The 21907-nt window shown below is 69.2% G+C and carries 19 protein-coding genes and 4 pseudogenes; 9 read left to right on the top strand and 14 right to left on the bottom strand.

From position 1 onward, the window contains the following. Positions 1-42 precede the first annotated feature (42 nt). The 3 genes and pseudogenes from BST11_RS09435 to BST11_RS29245 all read right to left on the bottom strand — a co-directional run. Complete coding sequence (locus BST11_RS09435) at positions 43-888, bottom strand: hypothetical protein (RefSeq protein WP_244897589.1); 846 nt, start codon at positions 886-888, stop codon at positions 43-45. A 10-nt stretch (positions 889-898) separates the two neighbouring features. Beyond that, complete coding sequence (locus tag BST11_RS27080) at positions 899-1318, bottom strand: TPR repeat domain-containing protein (protein WP_244897593.1); 420 nt, start codon at positions 1316-1318, stop codon at positions 899-901. Positions 1319-1384: 66 nt separating this feature from the next. Further along, positions 1385-1519, bottom strand: a pseudogene (locus BST11_RS29245) (putative alpha/beta hydrolase); the annotation flags it as partial. A gap of 205 nt (positions 1520-1724) precedes the next feature. Here BST11_RS29245 and BST11_RS27075 point away from each other — a divergent pair. Next, positions 1725-2324: a TetR/AcrR family transcriptional regulator gene (locus BST11_RS27075; protein WP_142276264.1), complete on the top strand. Its 600-nt coding sequence runs from the start codon at positions 1725-1727 to the stop codon at positions 2322-2324. Positions 2325-2682: 358 nt separating this feature from the next. Here the strand turns inward: BST11_RS27075 and BST11_RS28460 are convergent. Together BST11_RS28460 and BST11_RS29240 are read right to left on the bottom strand one after the other, a co-directional pair. Then, positions 2683-2857: pseudogene (locus BST11_RS28460) on the bottom strand (IS607 family element RNA-guided endonuclease TnpB); the annotation flags it as partial. Between the two features lie 130 nt (positions 2858-2987). Further along, positions 2988-3200: pseudogene (locus BST11_RS29240) on the bottom strand (MAP_0585 family protein); the annotation flags it as partial. An 817-nt stretch (positions 3201-4017) separates the two neighbouring features. Between BST11_RS29240 and gap the strand changes: the two are divergent. The 6 genes from gap to BST11_RS09380 all read left to right on the top strand — a co-directional run bounded on the left by gap (position 4018) and on the right by BST11_RS09380 (position 11127). Beyond that, positions 4018-5037 (top strand): type I glyceraldehyde-3-phosphate dehydrogenase, encoded by a 1020-nt coding sequence (gene gap / locus BST11_RS09405; protein ID WP_083137645.1) that lies wholly within the window; start codon positions 4018-4020, stop codon positions 5035-5037. A gap of 4 nt (positions 5038-5041) precedes the next feature. Next, on the top strand, positions 5042-6289 hold the full coding sequence (locus BST11_RS09400; RefSeq protein ID WP_083137644.1) for a phosphoglycerate kinase: 1248 nt from the start codon (positions 5042-5044) through the stop codon (positions 6287-6289). Further along, complete coding sequence (gene tpiA / locus BST11_RS09395; RefSeq protein ID WP_083137643.1) at positions 6286-7071, top strand: triose-phosphate isomerase; 786 nt, start codon at positions 6286-6288, stop codon at positions 7069-7071. Before BST11_RS09400 ends, tpiA begins: the two co-directional genes overlap by 4 nt. A 42-nt stretch (positions 7072-7113) precedes the next feature. Beyond that, complete coding sequence (gene secG, locus BST11_RS09390; protein ID WP_067322565.1) at positions 7114-7347, top strand: preprotein translocase subunit SecG; 234 nt, start codon at positions 7114-7116, stop codon at positions 7345-7347. 131 nt (positions 7348-7478) lie between these two features. After that, complete coding sequence (ppc, locus tag BST11_RS09385; protein WP_083137642.1) at positions 7479-10319, top strand: phosphoenolpyruvate carboxylase; 2841 nt, start codon at positions 7479-7481, stop codon at positions 10317-10319. 16 nt (positions 10320-10335) lie between these two features. After that, positions 10336-11127 (top strand): DUF1206 domain-containing protein, encoded by a 792-nt coding sequence (locus BST11_RS09380; protein WP_142276263.1) that lies wholly within the window; start codon positions 10336-10338, stop codon positions 11125-11127. Between the two features lie 2 nt (positions 11128-11129). Here the strand turns inward: BST11_RS09380 and BST11_RS09375 are convergent, their stop codons facing one another. The 7 genes and pseudogenes from BST11_RS09375 to tkt form a co-directional block, all read right to left on the bottom strand. Then, positions 11130-11510, bottom strand: coding sequence for an ATPase (locus BST11_RS09375; RefSeq protein WP_083137640.1), 381 nt, complete (start codon positions 11508-11510; stop codon positions 11130-11132). Between the two features lie 7 nt (positions 11511-11517). Next, on the bottom strand, positions 11518-12279 hold the full coding sequence (gene pgl, locus BST11_RS09370; protein ID WP_083137639.1) for a 6-phosphogluconolactonase: 762 nt from the start codon (positions 12277-12279) through the stop codon (positions 11518-11520). Further along, positions 12276-13187, bottom strand: a complete 912-nt coding sequence (gene opcA, locus BST11_RS09365; protein WP_083137680.1) for a glucose-6-phosphate dehydrogenase assembly protein OpcA — start codon at positions 13185-13187, stop codon at positions 12276-12278. Before opcA ends, pgl begins: the two co-directional genes overlap by 4 nt. A 48-nt stretch (positions 13188-13235) precedes the next feature. Further along, positions 13236-13319 (bottom strand): annotated as a pseudogene (locus BST11_RS28455) (hypothetical protein); the annotation flags it as partial. Further along, positions 13312-14856 (bottom strand): glucose-6-phosphate dehydrogenase, encoded by a 1545-nt coding sequence (zwf, locus tag BST11_RS09360; RefSeq protein WP_083137638.1) that lies wholly within the window; start codon positions 14854-14856, stop codon positions 13312-13314. The gene zwf and the pseudogene BST11_RS28455, both read right to left, overlap by 8 nt. Continuing rightward, a complete protein-coding gene (tal, locus tag BST11_RS09355; RefSeq protein WP_083137637.1) occupies positions 14853-15974 on the bottom strand; it encodes a transaldolase in 1122 nt (373 codons plus the stop codon). The genes zwf and tal overlap by 4 nt, the downstream gene beginning before the upstream one ends. A gap of 15 nt (positions 15975-15989) precedes the next feature. After that, entirely contained in the window at positions 15990-18083 is a 2094-nt protein-coding gene (tkt, locus tag BST11_RS09350; RefSeq protein WP_083137636.1) for a transketolase, read from the bottom strand. Between the two features lie 260 nt (positions 18084-18343). Here tkt and BST11_RS09345 point away from each other — a divergent pair, with 260 nt between their 5' ends. Then, complete coding sequence (locus BST11_RS09345) at positions 18344-19273, top strand: heme o synthase (protein WP_083137635.1); 930 nt, start codon at positions 18344-18346, stop codon at positions 19271-19273. A gap of 1 nt (position 19274) precedes the next feature. Here BST11_RS09345 and BST11_RS09340 read toward each other — a convergent pair whose 3' ends face one another. Then, a complete protein-coding gene (locus tag BST11_RS09340; protein WP_083137634.1) occupies positions 19275-20249 on the bottom strand; it encodes a quinone oxidoreductase family protein in 975 nt (324 codons plus the stop codon). Positions 20250-20268: 19 nt separating this feature from the next. On the opposite strand from BST11_RS09340, the gene BST11_RS09335 reads away from it, so the two are divergent. Then, entirely contained in the window at positions 20269-20922 is a 654-nt protein-coding gene (locus BST11_RS09335) for a hypothetical protein (protein WP_083137633.1), read from the top strand. Here BST11_RS09335 and BST11_RS09330 read toward each other — a convergent pair. Continuing rightward, entirely contained in the window at positions 20869-21843 is a 975-nt protein-coding gene (locus tag BST11_RS09330) for a COX15/CtaA family protein (RefSeq protein ID WP_372509688.1), read from the bottom strand. The genes BST11_RS09335 and BST11_RS09330 overlap by 54 nt on opposite strands. Between the last annotated feature and the right edge of the window lie 64 nt (positions 21844-21907).

The raw sequence follows: 21907 nt of genomic DNA, 5'->3' as shown, positions 1-21907 counted from the left end.
GACACAAACGACTCGCCGTCATTTTGCGAAGGGCGCGGCCGCCTATTGAGCGCCGGCCGCGGGCCACCCGGGGTACGGCGGCAGGGTGGGGAAGTCGGAGCGGGGATGCGCGCCGTTGAGCAGGTGCAGCCGGCGCTCCAACGGGTCGGGCGCTTTGTCCACGCAGGACTGGGCGTCGGCCGATGCCGAGGGCCACTCGGCCGGGTTGAGATTGGTCGTCATCGCGGGATCGGCGGTGAGGTAGCCGACGACCTGCCAGCCGCCGAAGACGTCGTCGACGGGCGCGGCGGCGGGCCCCTTTTGGTTCGGCAGCGGCGGTGACGCGCTATGTTCGGGCGCCGTCATCCGGACCCACCGCAAAGCCAGCCCCGCCGTGGGATCCGTTGCGGGCGCGGCGCCCTTCGAGCCATACGTCCCATTGCCCAGATCGGTCGCCTCGCCATATCCCCACCCGCACACGACGGCGGTCACCTGACGACCCGAGGTGTCGATGCGCAGGATGTGGTAGCGACCGGTCCCGACGACGCGATCACGGATCGGGTGCTCGGTGTTGGGCCAGCGATCGCGGGCGCTGTCCGGTTGGCCCTCCGGCGCATCGGGCGGCACCGCGCGGGTGAACCCCGGATAGGCGTAGCCGATATCTCCGCCGGTTTCCGCCACGACGACCGACTCGACATAGGCACGCACCACCGCGGCCGCGCCAGTGAGCAGATCGATTCCCGGCTCGGCGCTCCACACCACCCTGTCTTCGGACAGGTTTCCCGTCCACGGAATTTTGGGCGGGGGCGCGGCGGGGTACTGAACGGCCCGAGAACCGCAGCCCGCGAAAACCACGCTGAGCGCCGCAGCGAGCACCGCGCCGAAAATGCCTTGCCGCAATGAATTCACGGGCCCGTTCCTAGGGGTTGGGGATCTGCGTCACGGTGTCGTACTGGTGTTGCATGTGGGGAATCACGGTGCCATCGGCCAGGGTGTGGTGGCCCGGCAGGTCCAACAATTCGTGGGAGTGCTGGCCCAGGTGGGCCGCGTGGGTTTGGTCGGTTTGGCCGGCGATCTGGGCCTCCGGCCCGGCCGCGTCCTTGGTCCAGCTGAACAGCGACCCGGCGGCATCGCCTCCGTCGGACCAGGCGTGGTGGGTGATGTTGTGCAGGAAGTCCTGGGTTGACTGGTCGCAAAGACCCTGTTGGTTGACGATCCAGTTGACGGCCTGGTGGTCGCGGCCGGCCGCCCAGAACACCGATTCGACGGTCGGGTCGAAGGTGTTGCGCGACCAGTCCTGTGTCAGGATTAGCGAGTAGCCGTTGCGGATCGAATGCATATGGTCCAGTGCGCCTTTGGTGACCTGCACCGCGTCCTGTTCGCACGGCCGATGAAGGCCTCGAGCGCCGGCCCCGTGAAAGGCCGTAGCTAACGCGGAAATCTGCGCCGGGCGACCAACTTGCAGGGTCTGATTGATCGCCCACGGATCACCGCCGGCCGCGGCGATCAACGCGGAGATGTTTATGTATTGGAGCCGCATGCCACCTGCGCCGGCGGGCCCCCGACATCGCTGCCCCCTTCCTGGATTCGTGATCAGATTAGTGACCTTGACCGACCTGTCAATTCATCGGGGCTCGGCACTGGCGCGCAGAGCGGCCCACTATTCCGAAAAAGGATCGGCGCGATTCCCGCCTATTAGCCACGTGTTAACGCTGCCGAAAAGTACACCGATAACGTATTGCGGTATGGCGCCCTCAGACCAGACACGCCGCTGGGCCAAGACCTCCGCTACACAGCAGCGGATCCTCGATGCAGCGACTGAAGTGTTCGCGACCCGGGGGTTCGCCGCCGCGACGATGGCCGATATGGTGGCCACGTCGGGTGCCAGCATCGGCAGCATTTATCACCACTTCGGCGGCAAATATGAGCTGTTTCTGGCGATGTTCGAACAGATGGCCAATGCCGTCGACCGCCGCATCGAGGAGGTGATGCGTCAGGCGGGCCAGTCCTCACCGGAGGGCATCGACCCGCGGCGCACCTTCGAACTGCACGTGCGGGCCTATCTCGAGGCGATGTGGGAGAACCGGCGCCTGGCCCGGGTGCTGACGGCCGGCGACACGCCGCCGGGTTTCGAGGTTGCCCGTCGCGGCCGCATGCAGGCGGCTTTCCGGCACTGGATGGCGGTGCTGGAACTGGACAAGTCGGCGCGCGGGCAGCTCCTGAGGCGTGTCCTGGTGGCGACTATGGCGGAATCGTCGCTGATGGTTGCTGCGTGCGAAAACTCAGACGATGTCCCGGCCATCACCGACGCGACGCTGGAATGGATCGACCGGTTGATCGAGTGAGCGGCGGGGTTTATGAGCCACCAAGCCCTTTCGGATAAACATTAGGCAGAGATCGGTGAGCAGACGGACCCGATCTGTAACTCGGCGCGACTGTGGAAGTTTGTCCAAACAAGATTGGCTATGCTCACGTTTGCTGTTCCACGTGTGTCTAAGTTGCATTCCGTTCAAATTCCGCGACATTAAAAGGTGTGGCACACAATATATTTCGAGATGTATTTCGAGTTCGGTACGGCAGCGGTCCTATAGTCTGCCATCGCCTGCCCGTCCACCCTCATCGCAGATCCAAGTGAGGTATCGGGGCCGCCGACCCGAATCGCCTGCCGTCCCGGTATTACAGCAGAACAGCGCCACGAATTATGTTGGACCGCACCAACGCGGCCCGGTCCGGCTCGGCCGGCCATTCCACTTCGAACTTCGCCCCCGTCGCCATCCAGCCCGTGGGCAGCTTCGCGCCCGGTTATCCGGTGATGGCCCCGCTGTCGGCATCCCCACCGTGGAGGCTTGAACAGAACCGACACGGACTCACGACCTGGCGATTACGCACAGTCGCCGATTCTCGCCCGCGCCAATCTGATCCTGATGCGCCATGACGATCACCTTCGCATCAGGGTCCGACAACACCCCGCAACGTGGTCCGCCGGCATTCAAGCCGGCAACCGGCAATCAGCCGTAGAGCGGCACCCAGACGCCGAAGAACCAGTAACCCCAACCTCCGTACTGCCAGTTGAAGACCGGAAAGACGGTGAAGGTGTTGTAGTTGAACGGCCCGAAGTCGCCCCGGGCCACGGCCATGTCGCGCGGCGGGCCCGACCACGGGCGGTTCCACCCGCCGGGAGGCGGCGGACCGTTCCACCCGCCGGGGGGCGGCGGGCCGACCGGGTCACCCTTGCCCGCATAGGTCCCGGACATGTCGATGATCGGGGCGCCGGCCGGCAGCGGCGCGCCCGCGGGGGCGCCGGCCAGGATGGGCGCACCCACCGGCAGCGGGGCGCCGATCGGCACGGGGGCGCCGATCGGCAGCGGGGCGCCGATCGGTAGCGGCGCGCCGATCGGCACGGGCGCGCCGACGGGCAGCGGCGGCCCCAGCGCGATCAGGGGCGCGCCGACCGGCACCACGGGCAGCGGCCCGGGCACCACCAGCGGGACGCCGGACATGTCGGTGACCGGGGCGCTGGCCGTGCACACCTGGCCGGCCGCCGGGGCGCCGGCCGCTCCGGCCGCGGCGGCGCCTCCCGGTCCGCCGGCCGCCGGGGCCCCGGCCTCGCCCGACTGCCCCTCGATGCACGCGGTCCCGCCGGTTTTCAGCGGGGTGGCTGCCGCTTGCGGGCCCAACGCTATGGCGGCGCCGCACAACCCGGCGATCGCACCCACCTTGATGTAGAACCGATCAAAGACCGTCATCACGGCCGACTCCTTCAACCCTCGAACATTCGCATCAAACGGTGCAGCAAATCGCGTAGTGCACCGCAGCCGTGTCGAATGTATGGCCGCCGATCCCTATTGGACATGCGACGATTCCGGCGCTTATAGAACCGATACAAAGCAGACACGCTCCGGTTATCGCGGGTGCTGTGTGCCCGGCAAAAGCCCAGCACTCTTCCCGGCGGACGGTGGCGCGCGTCACTGATCTAGGCTGGCGGCGAGCGCTTCATCAGCCGACTGATGAGCACACGAGAAGACAGGGAGAGATCACGTGACGGTCCGAGTGGGCATCAACGGCTTCGGTCGAATCGGACGCAACTTCTACCGGGCCCTGCTGGCTCAACAGGAGCAGGGCGGCGCCGACATCGAGGTCGTCGCCGCGAACGACATCACCGACAACGCGACGCTGGCGCATCTGCTTCGGTTCGACTCCATCCTGGGCCGGCTGCCCTACGACGTGAGCCTCGAGGGCGAGGACACCATCGTGGTCGGCAACCAGAAGATCAAGGCGCTCGAGGTCCGGGAGGGCCCGGCGGCGCTGCCGTGGGGCGACCTGGGCGTCGACGTCGTCGTCGAATCCACCGGCCTGTTCACCAACGCGGCCAAGGCCAAGGGCCACCTGGAGGCCGGGGCCAAAAAGGTGATCATCTCGGCGCCGGCCACCGACGAGGACATCACGATCGTGCTGGGCGTCAACGACGACAAGTACGACGGCAGCCAGAAGATCATCTCCAACGCGTCGTGCACCACGAATTGCCTTGCGCCGCTGGCCAAAGTGCTCGACGACGAGTTCGGCATCGTCAAGGGCCTGATGACCACGGTCCACGCCTACACCCAGGACCAGAACCTGCAGGACGGGCCGCACAAGGACCTGCGCCGCGCCCGCGCCGCCGCACTGAACATCGTGCCGACCTCGACCGGCGCGGCCAAGGCCATCGGGCTGGTGATGCCCAACCTCAAGGGCAAGCTCGACGGTTACGCCCTGCGGGTGCCGATCCCCACCGGCTCGGTGACCGACCTGACCGCCGACTTGTCGAAATCGGCCAGCGCCGAGGACATCAACGCCGCGTTCAAGGCCGCGGCCGAGGGCAAGCTCAAGGGCATCCTGAAGTACTACGACGCGCCGATCGTCTCGAGCGACATCGTCACCGACCCGCACAGCTCGATCTTCGATTCCGGGCTGACCAAGGCGATCGACAACCAGGCCAAGGTGGTGTCCTGGTACGACAACGAGTGGGGCTACTCCAACCGGCTGGTCGACCTGGTCGCCCTGGTCGGCAAGTCGCTGTAAAACCGTGACGGAATCGTCGCCCCCCGACCTCTCCGCCCTGCTGGCCGAAGGCGTTTCGGGCCGCGGCGTGCTGGTGCGCTCGGACCTGAACGTCCCGCTCGACGATGGCGGGGCGATCACCGATCCGGGCCGCATCGACGCGTCGGTGCCCACACTGCGGGCGCTGCTGGACGCGGGCGCGAAGGTCGTGGTCACCGCGCACCTGGGCCGGCCCAAGGGCGGGCCCGACCCCAACCTGTCGCTGGCGCCGGTGGCCGCGGCGCTGGGCGAGCGGCTGGGCCGGCACGTGCAACTGGCCGGTGACGTGGTGGGCGGCGACGCGCTGGCCCGCGCCGAGGGGCTGACCGACGGCGACGTCCTGCTGCTGGAGAACATTCGCTTCGACCCGCGCGAAACCAGCAAGGACGACGGCGAGCGGCTGTCACTGGCCCGGGAGCTGGCCGAATTAGTCGGTCCGACGGGGGCTTTCGTTTCCGACGGCTTCGGGGTGGTGCACCGCAAGCAGGCGTCGGTGTTCGACGTCGCCACCCTGCTGCCGCACTACGCCGGCACGCTGGTGGCCGAGGAGATCCGGGTGCTTCAGCAGCTGACCAGCTCGACCAAGCGACCCTACGCGGTGGTGCTCGGCGGGTCGAAGGTCTCCGACAAGCTCGGCGTCATCGAGTCGCTGGCCACCAAGGCCGACAGCATCGTCATCGGCGGCGGCATGTGTTTCACGTTCCTTGCCGCGCAAGGCTTTCCGGTCGGCAGGTCGCTGCTGGAGGCCGAGATGGTGGAGACCTGCCGCGGGTTGCTGGACACCTACGTCGACGTGCTGCGGTTGCCGGTGGACATCGTGGTGGCCGAGCGGTTCGCCGCCGACGCGCCGCCGCAGACCGTCGCCGCCGACGCCATCCCGGAGAACCTGATGGGCCTGGATATCGGGCCGGGTTCGGTCAAACGGTTCGCGACCCTGTTGTCCAACGCCGAGACCGTCTTCTGGAACGGGCCGATGGGCGTGTTCGAATTCCCGGCCTTCGCCGCGGGCACCAAGGGCATCGCCGAAGCGATCGCCGCGGCGACGGCCAAGGGCGCGTTCTCCGTGGTGGGCGGCGGCGATTCCGCGGCCGCGGTGCGCGCGCTGGGCATCCCGGAGGGAGACTTCTCGCACATCTCCACCGGCGGCGGCGCGTCGCTGGAATACCTGGAGGGCAAGACGCTGCCGGGCATCGAGGTATTGGACCGACCCCAACCGACTGGAGGCGCCGCGTGAGCCGCAAGCCGCTGATCGCCGGCAACTGGAAGATGAACCTCAACCACTTCGAGGCGATCGCGCTGGTGCAAAAGATCGCGTTCGCGCTGCCGGACAAGTACTACGACAAGGTCGACGTCACGGTGATCCCGCCGTTCACCGACCTGCGCAGCGTGCAGACCCTGGTCGATGGCGACAAGCTGCGGCTGACCTACGGCGCCCAGGACCTGTCGGAGCACGACTCGGGGGCCTACACCGGCGAGATCAGCGGCGCGTTCCTGGCCAAGCTCGGCTGCCGCTTCGTCGTCGTCGGACACTCCGAGCGGCGCACCTACCACAACGAGGACGACGCCCTGGTGGCCGCCAAGGCCGCCGCCGCCCTCAGGCACGAGCTCACGCCGATCGTGTGCATCGGCGAGCACCTCGACGTCCGGGAGGCCGGCGATCACGTGACCCACTGCGAAGCGCAGCTGCGCGGCTCGCTGGCGGGCCTGTCGGCCGAGCAGATCGGCCAGGTCGTCGTCGCCTACGAGCCGGTCTGGGCGATCGGAACCGGGCGGGTCGCCAGCGCGTCCGATGCCCAGGAGGTGTGCGCGGCGGTCCGGACCGGCCTCGATGCCCTGGCGTCACCGCAGATCGCCGAGTCGGTGCGGGTCCTCTACGGCGGGTCGGTGAACGCGAAGAACATCGGCGACATCGTGGCGCAGGCCGACATCGACGGGGCGCTGGTCGGCGGCGCGTCGCTGGACGGCGAGCAGTTCGCGACGCTGGCCGCCATCGCCGCGGGCGGGCCACTTCCCTAGGGGGCTCCTGACGCCGCCGGGCGCACCGGTAGGCTTTGCGGCATGGAATTGGCCCTGCAGATCACCCTGGTCGTCACCAGCGTGCTGGTGGTGTTGCTGGTGTTGCTGCACCGCGCCAAGGGTGGCGGCCTGTCGACGCTGTTCGGCGGCGGCGTGCAGTCCAGCTTGTCGGGGTCCACCGTCGTCGAGAAGAACCTCGACCGGTTGACCCTGTTCATCGTGGGCATCTGGCTGGTGTGCATCGTCGGCATGGCCCTGCAGATCAAATACCGCTGACGGTCGCCACGTCACGCCGAGTGTGAAATCGGCGACGCGACACGCGGGCGATGCGTCGTGATTTTCACTTTCGCCGCCAGGGAGCACCGCCAGGGAGCGCCGCACGGGGCCGCGCACCGATACTGGGATGCATGCCCCCCGAACGCCCGGAAGCCTCCGAAGACTCCGAAGCCTCCGGCACCGGTGACTCCGCGCTGGAACCGATCGGAGCCGTCCAGCGCACCCGGGTCGGACGCGAGGCGACCGAGCCGATGCGCGCCGACATCAGGCTGCTGGGCGCCATCCTCGGCGACACCGTGCGCGAGCACAACGGCGAGGAGGTCTTCGGTCTCGTGGAACGCGCGCGGGTCGAGGCCTTCCGGGTGCGGCGCTCCGAGATCGACCGGGCCGAGATGGCGCGGATGTTCTCCGGTCTCGACATCCGCCGGGCGATCCCGATCATCCGCGCGTTCAGCCACTTCGCGCTGCTGGCCAACCTGGCCGAGGACATCCACCGCGAGCGCCGGCGCGCCATCCACATCGCGGCCGGCGACCCCCCGCAGGACAGCAGCCTGGCCGCCACCTACGCCAAACTTGACCGGGCGCAACTCGATTCGGCCACCGTCGCCGACGCGCTGACCGGCGCCGTGGTGTCCCCGGTGATCACCGCACACCCCACCGAGACCCGCCGGCGCACGGTGTTCATCACGCAACACCGGATCACCGAGCTGATGCGCCTGCGCGCCGCCGGGCGCGCCGAGACCGACGACGGCCGCGACATCGAACTCGAGTTGCGCCGCCAGGTGCTCACGCTGTGGCAGACCGCGCTGGTGCGGGTCTCGCGGCTGCAGATCACCGACGAGATCGACGTGGGCCTGCGCTACTACCCGGCCGCCCTGTTCCGGGTGATTCCGCAGGTCAACGCCGAGGTGCGCGAGGCGTTGCGCGCCCGCTGGCCCGACGCCGACCCGCTATCGGCGCCCATCCTGCAGCCCGGGTCGTGGATCGGCGGTGACCGCGACGGCAACCCGAACGTGACCGGCGCGGTCGTGCGGCGGGCCACCGGCAGCGCCGCGTTCACCGCGCTGGGGCACTACCTGGCCGAGCTCACCGAGCTCGAGCAGGAGCTGTCGATGTCGGCGCGGTTGATCACCGTCACCGACGAGTTGACCGCGCTCGCGCAGGCGTGCGGGGAGACCGCCCGCGCCGACGAGCCCTACCGGCGGGCGCTGCGGGTGATCCGCGCCCGGCTCACCGCGACGGCCGCGCAGATACTCGACCGCACGCCGCAGCACGAGCTCGACCTGGGAATGCGGCCCTACGGCGGGCCGGGCGAACTGCGGGCGGACCTCGACGTCGTCGACGCCTCGCTGCGCGGGCACGGCGCCGCGCTGCTCGCCGACGACCGGCTGGCCCGGCTGCGAGACAGCGTGCACGTCTTCGGTTTTCACCTGTCCGGCCTCGACATGCGGCAGAACTCCGAGGTTCACGAGGAGGTGGTCGGCGAGCTGCTGGCCTGGGCGGGGGTGCATGCCGACTACGCCGCCCTGACCGAAGACGAACGCGTCGAGCTGCTGGCGGGCGAGCTCGCCACCCGCCGCCCGTTGGTCGGTGATCGCTCCGGTCTGTCCGATTTGGCGCGCGGCGAGCTGGACGTGCTGGCGGCCGCCGCCCGCGCCGTCGAGCTCTACGGTCCGCCCGCCGTGCCGAACTACGTCATCTCGATGTGCCGGTCGGTGTCCGACGTCCTGGAGGCCGCAGTCCTGTTGAAGGAGGCTGGGCTGCTGGACGCGTCGCGGCCGGAACCCTATTGTCCCCTGGGGATTTCGCCGCTCTTCGAGACGATCGACGACCTGCACAACGGGGCGCCGATCCTGCGGGCGATGCTGGATCTGCCGCTGTATCGATCGCTCGTGGACGCGCGGGGCGGCTGCCAGGAGGTCATGCTCGGCTACTCCGACTCCAACAAGGACGGCGGCTACCTGGCGGCCAACTGGGCGGTGTACCGGGCCGAGCTCGACCTCGTCGACGTGGCCCGCAAGTCCGGTATCCGGTTGCGGCTCTTCCACGGCCGCGGCGGCACCGTCGGCCGCGGCGGCGGCCCCAGCTACGAAGCCATCCTGGCGCAGCCCCCGGGGGCGGTGAACGGCTCGCTGCGCCTCACCGAGCAGGGCGAGGTCATCGCCGCCAAGTATGCCGAGCCGCAACTGGCGCGGCGCAACCTGGAGAGCCTGGTGGCGGCGACCTTGGAGTCGACGCTGCTGGACGTGGAGGGCCTCGGCGACGCGGCCGAACCGGCCTACGCGGTGCTCGACGAGGTGGCGACCCTGGCACACCGCGCCTACTCCGAATTGGTCCACGAGACAGAGGGTTTCGTCGATTACTTCATGGCCTCCACGCCGGTCAGCGAGATCGGCTCGCTCAACATCGGCAGCCGGCCGACGTCGCGCAAGCCCACGTCGTCCATCTCCGACCTGCGCGCCATTCCGTGGGTGCTGGCGTGGAGTCAGTCGCGGGTGATGCTGCCGGGGTGGTATGGCACCGGGTCGGCCTTCGAACGGTGGATCGCCGGCGGCGACGAGGCAGAGCGGACGGCGACGCTGCACGAGCTTTACGAGCGCTGGCCGTTCTTCCGCAGCGTGCTGTCCAACATGGCGCAGGTGCTCGCCAAGAGCGACCTGGGCCTGGCGGCCCACTATTCCGAACTGGTGGCCGACGAATCGTTGCGGCGCAGGGTGTTCGACAAGATCGTCGACGAGCACCGGCGCACCATCGCCATGCACAAGCTGATCACCGGTCACGACGACCTGCTCGCCGACAACCCGGCGCTGGCCCGTTCGGTGTTCAACCGCTTCCCATACCTGGAGCCGCTGAACCACCTGCAGGTGGAGTTGCTGCGCCGGTATCGCTCGGGCGACGACGACGAGTTGGTGCGGCGCGGCATCCTGCTGACGATGAATGGGCTGGCGAGCGCGTTACGTAACAGCGGCTGATGGGCATCCTCGTGCCATGGACCCGGCACAGGTGGCACAGAACGGCGTCTTCGAACGATTCGCACGCGCCGGCTACGTGGTGAACGGGCTGCTGCACCTGATCGTGGGCTACCTCGCCTTCCGGGTCGCGCTCGGCGACGGCGGCACCGCCGATCAGACCGGTGCGCTGGCGACGCTGGCGGGCAAACCGGGCGGCCCGGTTGTGCTGTGGGTCGCCGCGGCCGCGCTGCTGACCATGGGCCTGTGGCGGCTGGTGGAGACGGCCCTCGGCCGATCGAGCGACCGCGCGCCCGAGGGCTCCCCGCCGGGAGCGTGGGACCGGGCGAAAGCGTTCGGATTGGCGGCGGTGTATCTCGCCTTCGCCTACTCGGCGTTCGGATACGCCCGCGGCGCCGGGAGGCCTGCCGATCAACAGAATTCGAGCATCAGCGCCCGCCTGATGCAGACCACCACCGGGACTGTCGCGCTCATCGCCTGCGGCGTCGTCATCGTCGCGGTGGGCGGCTACCACATCTACAAGGGCGCCAGCCGCAACTTCGTCGGCGACCTCAAGGGCAAGTCGGGGGATATGGTGCGACGCCTCGGCGCGGCCGGCTACGTCGCGAAGGGCTTGGTGATCGCCGGCACCGGGGCGCTGGTCGTCGTCGCCGCCTGCCGCTCGGAACCGAAGAAGGCCACCGGTCTGGACGGGGCGCTGAAGACCCTGGGGGCCCAGCCCTACGGGGCGGCGCTGCTGATCGCTGCCGGCGCGGGGATCATCACGTACGGGCTGTACAGCTTCGTGATGGCCCGGTCGACCAAGATGTAGGCCTAGCGGTTGCGCAGCCTGTCCATCACACCGCGCACGGCGTTCTCGGTGACGGCCAGCGGCGACATCACCGTCTCGCCCACCTTCAACATGGAGTCCACCCGTTTGACGATGGTCTCCAACGGCTCGACCAGCACGACGAGCCGCCGGGCGAGGTCATCGAGGCTCGACAGCGTCCCGTCGAGGTGATCCAGGCCGCCCTCCATGCGCTCCACGGTGGCGTTGAGGTTCGACAGCGAGCTGTTCAGCTCCTTCATCGTCCTGCTCAGGCCGTCGAGGACGTCTTCGACCTGCTCGACGGTCTTGTCGGCATTCAGCGCGGCCTGGGTGAGGGTCTTGATCCGGCTCCGCTCCGGCCCGCCGCGCACGGTTCTGTCTGCCATGGGGCCATTATGCTCGGCCGGGGCTCAGCGGGGGGAGCTTCGATGCGGCCTCTTCGTCGAGCAGCCAGAGCGTGGTTTCCAGCCCGACGGCCCCGGCGGCAGGCACCGACGCCGGGGCGGCGCCACCGATGGCGGCGGCGGCCGCGTCGGCCTTGCCCGCACCCGACACCATCAGCCACACCTCGCGGGAACGGCGAATCGCGGGGATGGTCAACGTGATTCGTTGCGGCGGCGGCTTGGGGGAGTCGTCGACGGCAACCACCGTGCGGGTCGTCTCCAGCACCGCGGGGGTGCCGGGGAACAGCGAGTTGATGTGGCCCTCCGGCCCCATCCCCAGCAGGTGGACGTCGAAACTCGGCACCGGCCGGCCCGGCTCGGCGTTGGCGGCGAGCAGCTGCTCGTAGGCCAGCGCCGCGGCGGCCAGGTCCGCGCCGAACTCGCCATCGCTGGCCGGCATCGGGTGCACCTGGCTCGACGGGATGTCGACGTGATCGAGCAAGGCCTCACGCGCCTGCTTGTCGTTGCGCTCGTCGTCGTCCTCGGGCACGTAGCGTTCGTCGCCCCAGAACACGTGCACCTTGGACCACTCGATCTGTTCGCGCCGTGTGGCGAGATAGCGCAGCAGCCCGATGCCGTTGCCGCCGCCGGTCAGCACGATCAGCGCCCGGCCCCGCGCCGCGACGGCGCTGCCGATGGTGTCGATCAGGCGCGCGCCCGCCGCCTCGGTCACGGCTTCGGCGTCCGGGAAAACTTCGACGATCGGGCTCACACGTACTCCACCTTTTCGATTCCTTCGAGCGCGGTCCGGTAGATCTCGTCGGCGTCGAGGCGCCGTAGATCCTCGGCCAGGCACTCACCGGTTTCCCTGCGCGCCAACGGAACCAGCGCCTCGGGCTTGGCGGTCCGGCTCAGCGTCGCGGTCCGGCCCTCCTGCGGCCGGCTCAACGCGATGGTCTCGCTGGCGCGAACCAGCTCGACCTTGAGCTCGCCGACCGCCCGGCGGACCGGACCGTCGATCCGGCTGGCCAGCCAGCCCGCCAGGATGTCGAGGGCGGGCTCGGTCTTCAGGCCGGAAACCAGCGCCGACTCGATCGGGTCGTGCGGCGGCTGGTCGACGGCGGAGGTCAACAGCGCCCGCCAGTAGGTGATGCGCGCCCAGCACAGGTCGGTGTCACCGGCGGTGTAGCCGGGCAGGCGGCTCTTGATCGCCGACAGCGGGTCGACGCCGTTGGTGGCGTCGGTGATGCGGCGGATCGCCAACTTGCCCAACGGATCCTGCGCGGGCTTCTCCGGGGCGATGTCGGGCCACCACGCCACGACCGGAATGTCGGGCAGCAGGAAGGGGATGACCACGCTGGAGGCATGCCCGGCCAGCGCTCCGGACAACGTCAGGACCACCACCTCGCCGGCGCCGGAGTCGCCGCCGGCGCGCAGCTGTGCGTCCAGGCGTGGCTCGTCGGCGTACGGGTCGCCGCGCATCGTGACGATGATCCGGCTGGGGTGCTCGTGGCTGGCGTCGTTGGCGGCCTTGAGCGATTCCTCCAGCACGTCCTCGCTGTCGGGCGCGATGAGCAGCGTCAGCACCCGCCCCATCGTGACGGCGCCGATCCGCTCGCGCAGCTCGTCGAGCTTCTTGTTGACCGCGTTGGTCGTGGTGTCGGGCAGGTCGACAATCATCTGCGCCACTCCTCGGCATCACTTCGTTCTGCATCGTCGCCGGCTAAATCAATTGCGCCGCTCCTCCTCATCGCTTCGTCCCGCGCAAGCGGGCGGTGCCCCCACTGCATCGTCACGGCGCGGATCATGGCCGCCGCCATTCCCGACCCGTGCGGCGCAGCATGTCGAACGCCGAGTCCGGACCCCAGGTGCCGGCCTCGTACGGGTCGGGCTTGCCGTGCGCCGCCCAGTTCTCGAGGACGGGATCGAGTATCTCCCAAGCCAATTCGACCTCGGCGTTCACCGGAAACAGCGACGGCTCGCCGAGCAGGACGTCGAGGATCAGCGCCTCGTAGGCCTCCGGGGATTCCTCGGCGAACGCCGACCCGTAGGAGAAGTCCATGTTGACGTCGCGGACCTCCATCGCGGTGCCCGGCACCTTGGAACCGAACCGCAGGGTGGTGCCCTCGTCCGGCTGCACCCGGATGACCATCGCGTTGGCGCCCAGCTCGTCGGTCATGGTGGCGTCGAACGGCAGGTGCGGCGCGCGCTTGAAGACCAGCGCGATCTCGGTCACCCTGCGGCCCAGGCGTTTACCGGTGCGCAGGTAGAACGGCACGCCCGCCCAGCGGCGGGTGTCGACCTCGAGCGTGATGGCGGCGAACGTCTCGGTGGTGGAGTCCTTGGCGAACCCCTCCTCGTCGAGCAGCCCGACCACCTTCTCGCCACCCTGCCACCCCCCGGTGTACTGGCCGCGGCTGGTGGTCTCATCGAGCGGCTCGGCGAGCTTCGTCGCCGAGAGCACCTTGATCTTTTCGGTCTGCAGCGCCGACGGGTTGAAGCTGACCGGCTCCTCCATCGCGGTCAGCGCCAGCAGCTGCATGAGGTGGTTCTGGATGACGTCGCGGGCGGCGCCGATGCCGTCGTAGTAGCCGGCCCGTCCCCCCAGCCCGATGTCCTCGGCCATGGTGATCTGCACGTGGTCGACGTAGTGGGAATTCCAGATCGGGTCGAACAACTGGTTGGCGAAGCGCAGCGCCAGGATGTTGCGCACCGTCTCCTTGCCCAGGTAGTGGTCGATGCGGAACACCGCCTCCTCCGGGAAGACGGCGTTGACCGACTTGTTCAGCTCCTGAGCGCTTTCCAGGTCGTGGCCGAACGGCTTCTCGATCACCACCCGGCTCCACCGGTTGCCCTGCGGGCGGGCCAGTCCGGACCTGTGCAGCTGCTCGCACACCACCGGGAACGACCTCGGCGGGATCGCCAGGTAGAACGCGTGGTTGCCGCCGGTGCCGCGTTCGGCGTCCAGCTTCTCCAGCGTCTCGGCGAGCCGGGCGAACGCCTCGTCGTCGTCGAAAGCGCCCGGCACGAAACGGAATCCCTCGGCCAGCCGTTCCCAGTTCTCCTCCCGGAACGGGGTGCGGCAGTGCTCCTTGACGGCCTGGTAGACCACCTTGCGGAAATCCTGGGTTTGCCAGTCCCGCCGGGCGAACCCCACCAGGGAGAAGGTGGGTGGCAGCAGGCCGCGGTTGGCCAGGTCGTAGATCGCCGGCATCACCTTCTTGCGGGCCAGGTCCCCGGTGACACCGAAGATCACCATCCCGCAGGGGCCGGCGATCCTGGGCAGCCGCTTGTCCCGCTTGTCCCGTAATGGGTTATGCCATTGCGTGGTTGGGCGAACCGGACTCATTTCGAGGTGGAGTCCAGCTGCTTCTGCGTCTCCTCCAGCAGCTCGGTCCAGGACTCCACGAACTTTTCCACGCCCTCTTTCTCCAGCACCACGAAGACGTCGGTGAGGTCGACCCCGACGCCGGACAGCTGGTCGAACACCTCCTGCGCGGCCTTGGCCGTGCCGGTGACCGTGTCGCCCTTGATGTCGCCGTGATCGGCGACGGCGTCAATCGTCTTCTCCGGCATGGTGTTCACGGTGTTCGGTGCGACCAGCTCGGTGACGTAGAGGGTGTCGGGGTAGTCGGGGTTCTTGACGCCCGTGGACGCCCACAGCGGTCGCTGCACGCGGGCCCCGTCGGACTTGAGCGCCGCGTAGCGCTTTCCGCCCTCGAAGACCTCCTGGTAGGCGGCGTAGGCCAGGCGGGCGTTGGCCACGCCGGCCTTGCCACGCAGCGCGAGCGCGTCCTCGGACCCGATCTTTTCCAGCCGCTTGTCGACCTCGGTGTCGACCCGGGAGACGAAGAACGATGCCACCGAATGGATCTTGGAGAGGTCGTGTCCGGCCTCGCCGGCCTTCTCCATGCCGGCCAGGTAGGCGTCCATCACCTCGCGATGACGTTCCACGGAGAAGATCAGCGTGACGTTGACCGAAATCCCTTCCGCCAGGACGGCGGTGATGGCCGGGATCCCGGCCTTGGTCGCGGGGATCTTGATGAACAGGTTCGGCCGATCGACGATCTTCCACAGCTCGACGGCCTGCGCGATGGTCTTGTCGGTGTCGTCGGCCAGCCGCGGGTCGACCTCGATGGAGACTCGGCCGTCGACCCCGTCGGAGGCCTCCCACGCCGGCGCCAGCACGTCGCACCCGTTGCGCACGTCGTCGGTGGTGACCGTGCGAATCGTGGCGTCCACGTCGGCGCCGCGCTCGGCCAGTTCGGCGATCTGCTGGTCGTAGGCGTCGCCCTCGGCGAAGGCCTTCTGGAAGATGGACGGGTTAGTGGTCACCCCGACAACGCTTTTGGTGTCGATCAACTCCTGCAAGTTGCCCGAGCGCAGCCGCTCCCGCGACAAGTCGTCCAGCCAAACGGACACGCCCGCGGCGCTCAGCGCCGCGAGGTTGGGGTTCTGACCGGCCATGTGAATCACCCTTTCTCAGTTGTCTACGACCTGTTCCGCCGCGGCGGCGACGGCTTCGGCGGTGAAGCCGAATTCACGGAACAGCGTCTTGTAGTCGGCGGATTCGCCGTAGTGCTCGATCGAGACGATCCTGCCGGTGTCGCCGACGAGCTTGTGCCAGGACTGCGCGACGCCGGCCTCGACGGCCACCCGCGCCGACACCGACGGCGGCAGGACGCTGTCGCGGTACTCCTCGGGCTGGGACTCGAACCACTCGACGCACGGCATCGACACCACCCGAGCGACAATGTCGCGCTCCGCCAACAACTTCTGCGCCTCGACCGCGAGCTGCACCTCGGAGCCGGTGCCGATCAGCACCACGTCGGGCTCGTCACCACCACCATCGTCTCCCAGGATGTAGCCTCCCCGCCGCACGCCCTCGAAACTGGTGCCCTCCAGCACCGGCACGCCCTGGCGGGTCAGGACCAGCCCGACCGGACCACTGCCGTTGCCGCGGGCCAGGATGGTCCGCCACGCGTACGCCGTCTCGTTGGCGTCGGCCGGGCGCACCACCGACAGCTTGGGGATGGCGCGCAGCGCCGAAAGGTGCTCGATGGGCTGGTGCGTTGGGCCGTCCTCGCCGAGCCCGATGGAGTCGTGGGTCCACACGTAGATGGTGTCGATGTCCATCAGCGACGCCAACCGCACCGCCGGGCGCATGTAGTCGGAGAACTGCAGGAACGTGCCGCCATAGGCGCGCGTCGGGCCGTGCAGGACGATGCCGGACAGGATGGCGCCCATCGCGTGCTCGCGCACCCCGAAATGCAGCGTGCGCCCGTACCAGTGCGCGGTGTAGTCCTTCGTCGAAATCGACGGCGGGCCAAAGGAATCCACGCCCTTCATGGTGGTGTTGTTGCTGCCCGCCAGGTCGGCCGATCCGCCCCACAGCTCGGGCAGCTTCGGGCCCACCGCCGAGAGCACCTCGCCCGACGCGGCGCGGGTGGCCAGCGCCTTGGACCCGGGTTCCCAATACGGCACGTCGGCGTCCCAGCCCTCGGGCAGCTTTTCGGCGGTCAACCGGTCCAGCAGCGCCTTGCGTTCGGGTTCGCGTTGTGCCCACGCGTCGAACTCCGCCTGCCACTTCTCGTGGGCTTCCTTGCCCCGGTCCACCAGCTTGCGCGTGTGGGCGATGACCTCGTCGCGCACCTCGAAGTTCTTGTCGGGATCGAACCCCAGGATTTTCTTGACGGCGGCGACCTCGTCGTCGCCCAGGGCCGCGCCGTGCGCCTTGCCGGTGTTCATCAGGTTGGGCGCCGGGTAGCCGATGATGGTGCGCAGCTCGATGAACGACGGCCGGTCGGTGACCGCCTTGGCGTTGGCGATGGCGTCGAGGATGCCGACGACGTTCTCGCCGCCCTCCACCTTCTGCACGTGCCAGCCGTAGGCCTCGTAGCGGGCGGCGGTGTCCTCGCACAGGGCGATGTTCGTGTCGTCCTCGATGGAGATCTGGTTGTGGTCGTAGAAGACGATGAGGTTGCCCAGCTGCTGCACGGCCGCCAGTGACGACGCCTCGGAGGTCACCCCCTCCTCGATGTCCCCGTCGGAGGCGATCACGTAGATGAAGTGGTCGAACGGGCTGGTGCCCGGCTCGGCGTCCGGATCGAACAGGCCGCGCTCGTAGCGCGACGCCATCGCCATGCCGACGGCCGACGCCAGCCCCTGGCCCAGCGGGCCGGTGGTGATCTCAACGCCCTTGGTGTGCCGGAACTCCGGGTGCCCGGGCGTCTTGGATCCCCACGTGCGCAGCGACTCGATGTCCGAGAGCTCCAGGCCGAACCCGCCCAGGTACAGCTGCAGGTACAGCGTGAGGCTGCTGTGGCCGGCCGACAGCACGAACCGGTCGCGGCCCAGCCAGTACGTGTCGCTGGGGTCGTGGTGCATGACGCGCTGAAACAGCGTGTAGGCCAGGGGGGCCAGGCTCATCGCCGTGCCGGGATGGCCGTTGCCGACCTTTTGGACCGCGTCGGCGGCCAGCACCCGGATCGTATCGACCGCAGCCGAATCGATCTCGGTCCAGTCGTCGGGCAGGTGCGGTTCGGTCAGCGTGGAGATCTCTTCGAGTGTGGTCACAGCCTCGGTCCTTGGGGTTATCAAGCTGATATTGCTCACCCTAGTGCGGCAGCGCCGGCTCTTACAGCGCAGAGTCTCGGATACCCGTGGCCGGCCGGTGTGAAAAATCACGCACCGGGCGCGCGGGCCCCGCGATCAGTCCGGCCGGATCCGGCGGAAACCCGGCGGAAGGGACCCTGAGGGCTGGGCACCGCCCCCACGCGGTCTACCATCGTGCGTAGTAGATGCTGCGCGCAGCCGCGACCCCGAGGAGTTATTGCGTGAGCGTTCGCGGGCGCGTCGCGCCCCGTCCAGTACCGAGCCGAGTACACGGCACGGTCTTGGCGTACCTGGCGCTGACCAAGCCGCGGGTCATCGAGCTGCTGCTGGTCACCGCGATACCCGCGATGCTGCTGGCCCACCGCGGCACCGTGAACCCGCTGCTGATCCTCAACACCCTGATCGGCGGGATGCTGGCCGCCGGAGGCGCCAACACGCTCAACTGCGTGGCCGACGCCGACATCGACAAGGTGATGAAGCGCACCGCGCGCAGGCCGCTGGCGCGGGCGGCGGTGCCGACGCGAAACGCGTTGGTGCTGGGCCTGGTGCTCAGCGTGGGCTCGTTCTTCTGGCTGTGGTGGACGACGAACCTGCTGTCCGGGCTGCTCGCCATCGCCACCATCGCGTTCTACGTGTTCGTCTACACGTTGTTGCTCAAGCGCCGCACGTCGCAGAACGTCGTGTGGGGCGGCGCGGCGGGCTGCATGCCGGTGATGATCGGCTGGTCGGCCGTCACGAACACGATCGGCTGGCCGGCGCTGGTGATGTTCGCCATCATCTTCTTCTGGACGCCGCCGCACACCTGGGCGCTGGCGATGCGCTACAAGGACGACTACCGGGCCGCCGGTGTGCCGATGCTGCCCGCCGTGGCGACCGAGCGCCAGGTCACCAAACAGATCCTGATCTACACCTGGCTGACCGTCCTGGCGACGCTGACGCTGGCGCTGGCCACCGGCTGGCTGTACGCGGCGGTCGCGCTGGTGGCCGGGGTGTGGTTCCTGGCGATGGCCCACCAGCTCTACGCCGGCGTGCGCGCCGGTGAGCCGGTCAAGCCGCTGCGATTGTTCTTGCAGTCCAACAACTACCTGGCGGTGGTGTTCTGCGCGCTGGCGGTCGACTCGGTGATCGCGCTGCCGACCCTGCTCCCGTGAGCTAGGGCAGCAGCACGATCGAACCCGTGGTCTTGCGGCCCTGCAAATCCGCATGCGCGCGCGCCGCGTCGGCCAGCGGGTAGCGTCCGCCGACTTGGATCGTGATGGCCCCGCCGGCGATCGCGTCGAACAGTTCGCCCGCGCGCCAATGGAACTCGTCGCCGGTGCGGATGAAGTGCGCCAGCGAGGGCCGCGTCAAGAACACCGATCCGGCGGCGTTGAGGCGCTGCGGGTCGAACGGCGGAACGGGGCCGCTGGCGGCGCCGAACAGCGCCAGGGTGCCGCGGACGGCCAGGCTGGCCAGGCTGGCGTCGAACGTCGTCGCGCCCACGCCGTCGTACACCGCCGCCACCCCGGCGCCTGCAGTCAATTCCCGGATCCGCCGGCCGAATTCTTCGGCGTCGTCGGGGTAGGAGAGCACCTCGTCGGCGCCGGCCTCCTTGGACATCCGCGCCTTCTCCGCCGTGGAGACCGTGGTGATGACCCGTGCGCCGAGCCGCGTGGCCCACTGCGTCAGGATCAGCCCGACACCGCCGGCGCCGGCATGCACCAGAACACTGTCTCCGCTTTGCACCGGATACACCGACTTGAGCAGGTAGTGCGCCGTCAGGCCCTTCAGCATCACCGAGGCCGCCACGTCGGATGGCACGCTGTCGGGCACCTGCGAGGTCAAAGATGCTGGAGCGGTGGCGAATTCGGCGTAACCACCGGAGGCCGCGGCGGTGCCCACCCGATCGCCCGCGCTGAACCCGTGGACTCCGTCGCCCGTGGCCACGACGGTGCCGCACGTCTCCTGGCCGAGGATGAACGGCAGCTCGCGCGGATACTGCCCCGAGCGGAAATACGTGTCGATGTAGTTGACGCCGATCGCGTCGGCCTTGATCAAAACCTCGCCGGGGCGGGGCGCGGGCTCGGGGACATCGACGTAACGCAGGACTTCGGGACCGCCGGTTTCGCTGATTTCGATTGCGTGCATAGCGATATCATGCCCGGGCATGAAGCTGGCCCGGCCGGACGTCTTCCACCCGCGGATCGTGCTGGCGGGCGGTCCGCGACACGCTGACGACGCCGGGCTGGTGGGAGCGCTGCGAAAGCGCGGGCTGCACGCGCGCTGGTTGGCGTGGGACGACCCGGCCACCACCCGCGCGGATTTGGTGATCCTGCGGGAGGTCTCGGACGCTTTTGACCGGCTCGACGAGTTTTCGGCGTGGAGCAGATGCGTCCGCCACCTGCTGAACCCGCCCGACGCGCTGGCCTGGAATCTGGGCGCGCAATATCTGCGCGACCTCGACGGCGACGGCGTGCCGACGCTGCCCGGGGGGACGGCACAGTCGGCGCTGATCTTCCTGGGCGGAAACCGGTCGCATTCCTGGCCGGGCGAGCCGGAGCTCGAGTCGTGGGACCTCGGGTACGCCGCGATCGCCGCGGCCGCCGCGCGCGCGCGAATCGCCACGCGCGAGCTGCTTTTCGCGCGCGCCGACGTGGCGGGGGACCGGCTCGTGGGCCTCGACCTCGTCGCGCCGTCGCTGGGCTGGTCGCACCTTGACGCCGACACCCGTGAGCGTGCCCAGCGCGAGTTCGCGCTGGCCGTCGAGTCAGCCTGCGACCGGCTCGGCCTCGGCCCGCTCTCGCGTCGTTTCCCGCATTGAGGCCCACAGCGCCGCCGTGGCCGCCGTGCACGCCGCCGCGCCGGCAACGTGCAGCGCGACCAGGGCCGCGGGCACCCCGGTGTAGTACTGCGCGGTGCCGACGGCGGCCTGCGCGCAGACCAGCGCGACCAGGACGCCCAGCCGCAGCAAAACCGCCCGGGCGGCGCGCACCGCCAGCAGCCCGAAGCCCAGCCCGATCACCAGGGCCAAATACGAGACCAGCAGCGACGAGTGCGCGTGCACCAGCGTGGTGACCTCGACCTTCAGCCGGGGCACCGTCCGGGTGGCGCTGCGGTCACCGGCGTGCGGACCGGCGGCGGTCACCAGGGTCCCCGTCACCAGCACCGCCGCCAGGTTCAGCCCGATCAGCGCCGTCAGCCCGCGCAGCGGCGGCGCCACCCGGCGGTGGACCACTGCGTCGTCGGGCTCGCCGACCTTGACGTAGAGCAGCACCGACAGCCACACCATCGCCATCGACGTCAGCAGGTGGATGGCCACCGTCCACCACAGCAGCCCGGTGCGCACGGTGATTCCGCCGATCACCGCCTGCACGACCGTCGACGCCGGCATCAGCCACGCGTAGACGAGGACCTCGGTGCGCCGCCGCGCCCGGGTCACCGCCAGCACGGCCAGCGCCGCGGCGATCACCACCGCGAACGTGACCATCCGGTTGCCGAACTCGACGGCCTGGTGGATCCGCGGCACCTCGGCGTGGGCCACCGGGGTGAAGCTGCCCGGAAAACACTGCGGCCAGGTGGGGCAGCCCAGGCCCGACGCGGTGACGCGCACGATCGCGCCGGTGACGGCGATGCCGCCCTGGGTGAGGATGACGAGCGCGGCGATCGCCCGCTGGGCGCGCACGCTGGGCTCGGGGAGCAGGTCCAGCCACCGTCGCGCGCGCATCGCCCGATCGTAAGGCAATGAAAACTACGGCCTGTAGTACGGGCGGTCGTGCGGGCCCCCCGCGCTCGCCCGGCCCCGCGCG

It is taken from the genome of Mycobacterium alsense, assembly GCF_002086635.1.
Classification (GTDB): domain Bacteria; phylum Actinomycetota; class Actinomycetes; order Mycobacteriales; family Mycobacteriaceae; genus Mycobacterium; species Mycobacterium alsense.
This window is presented reverse-complemented; position numbering and strand designations above follow the sequence as displayed.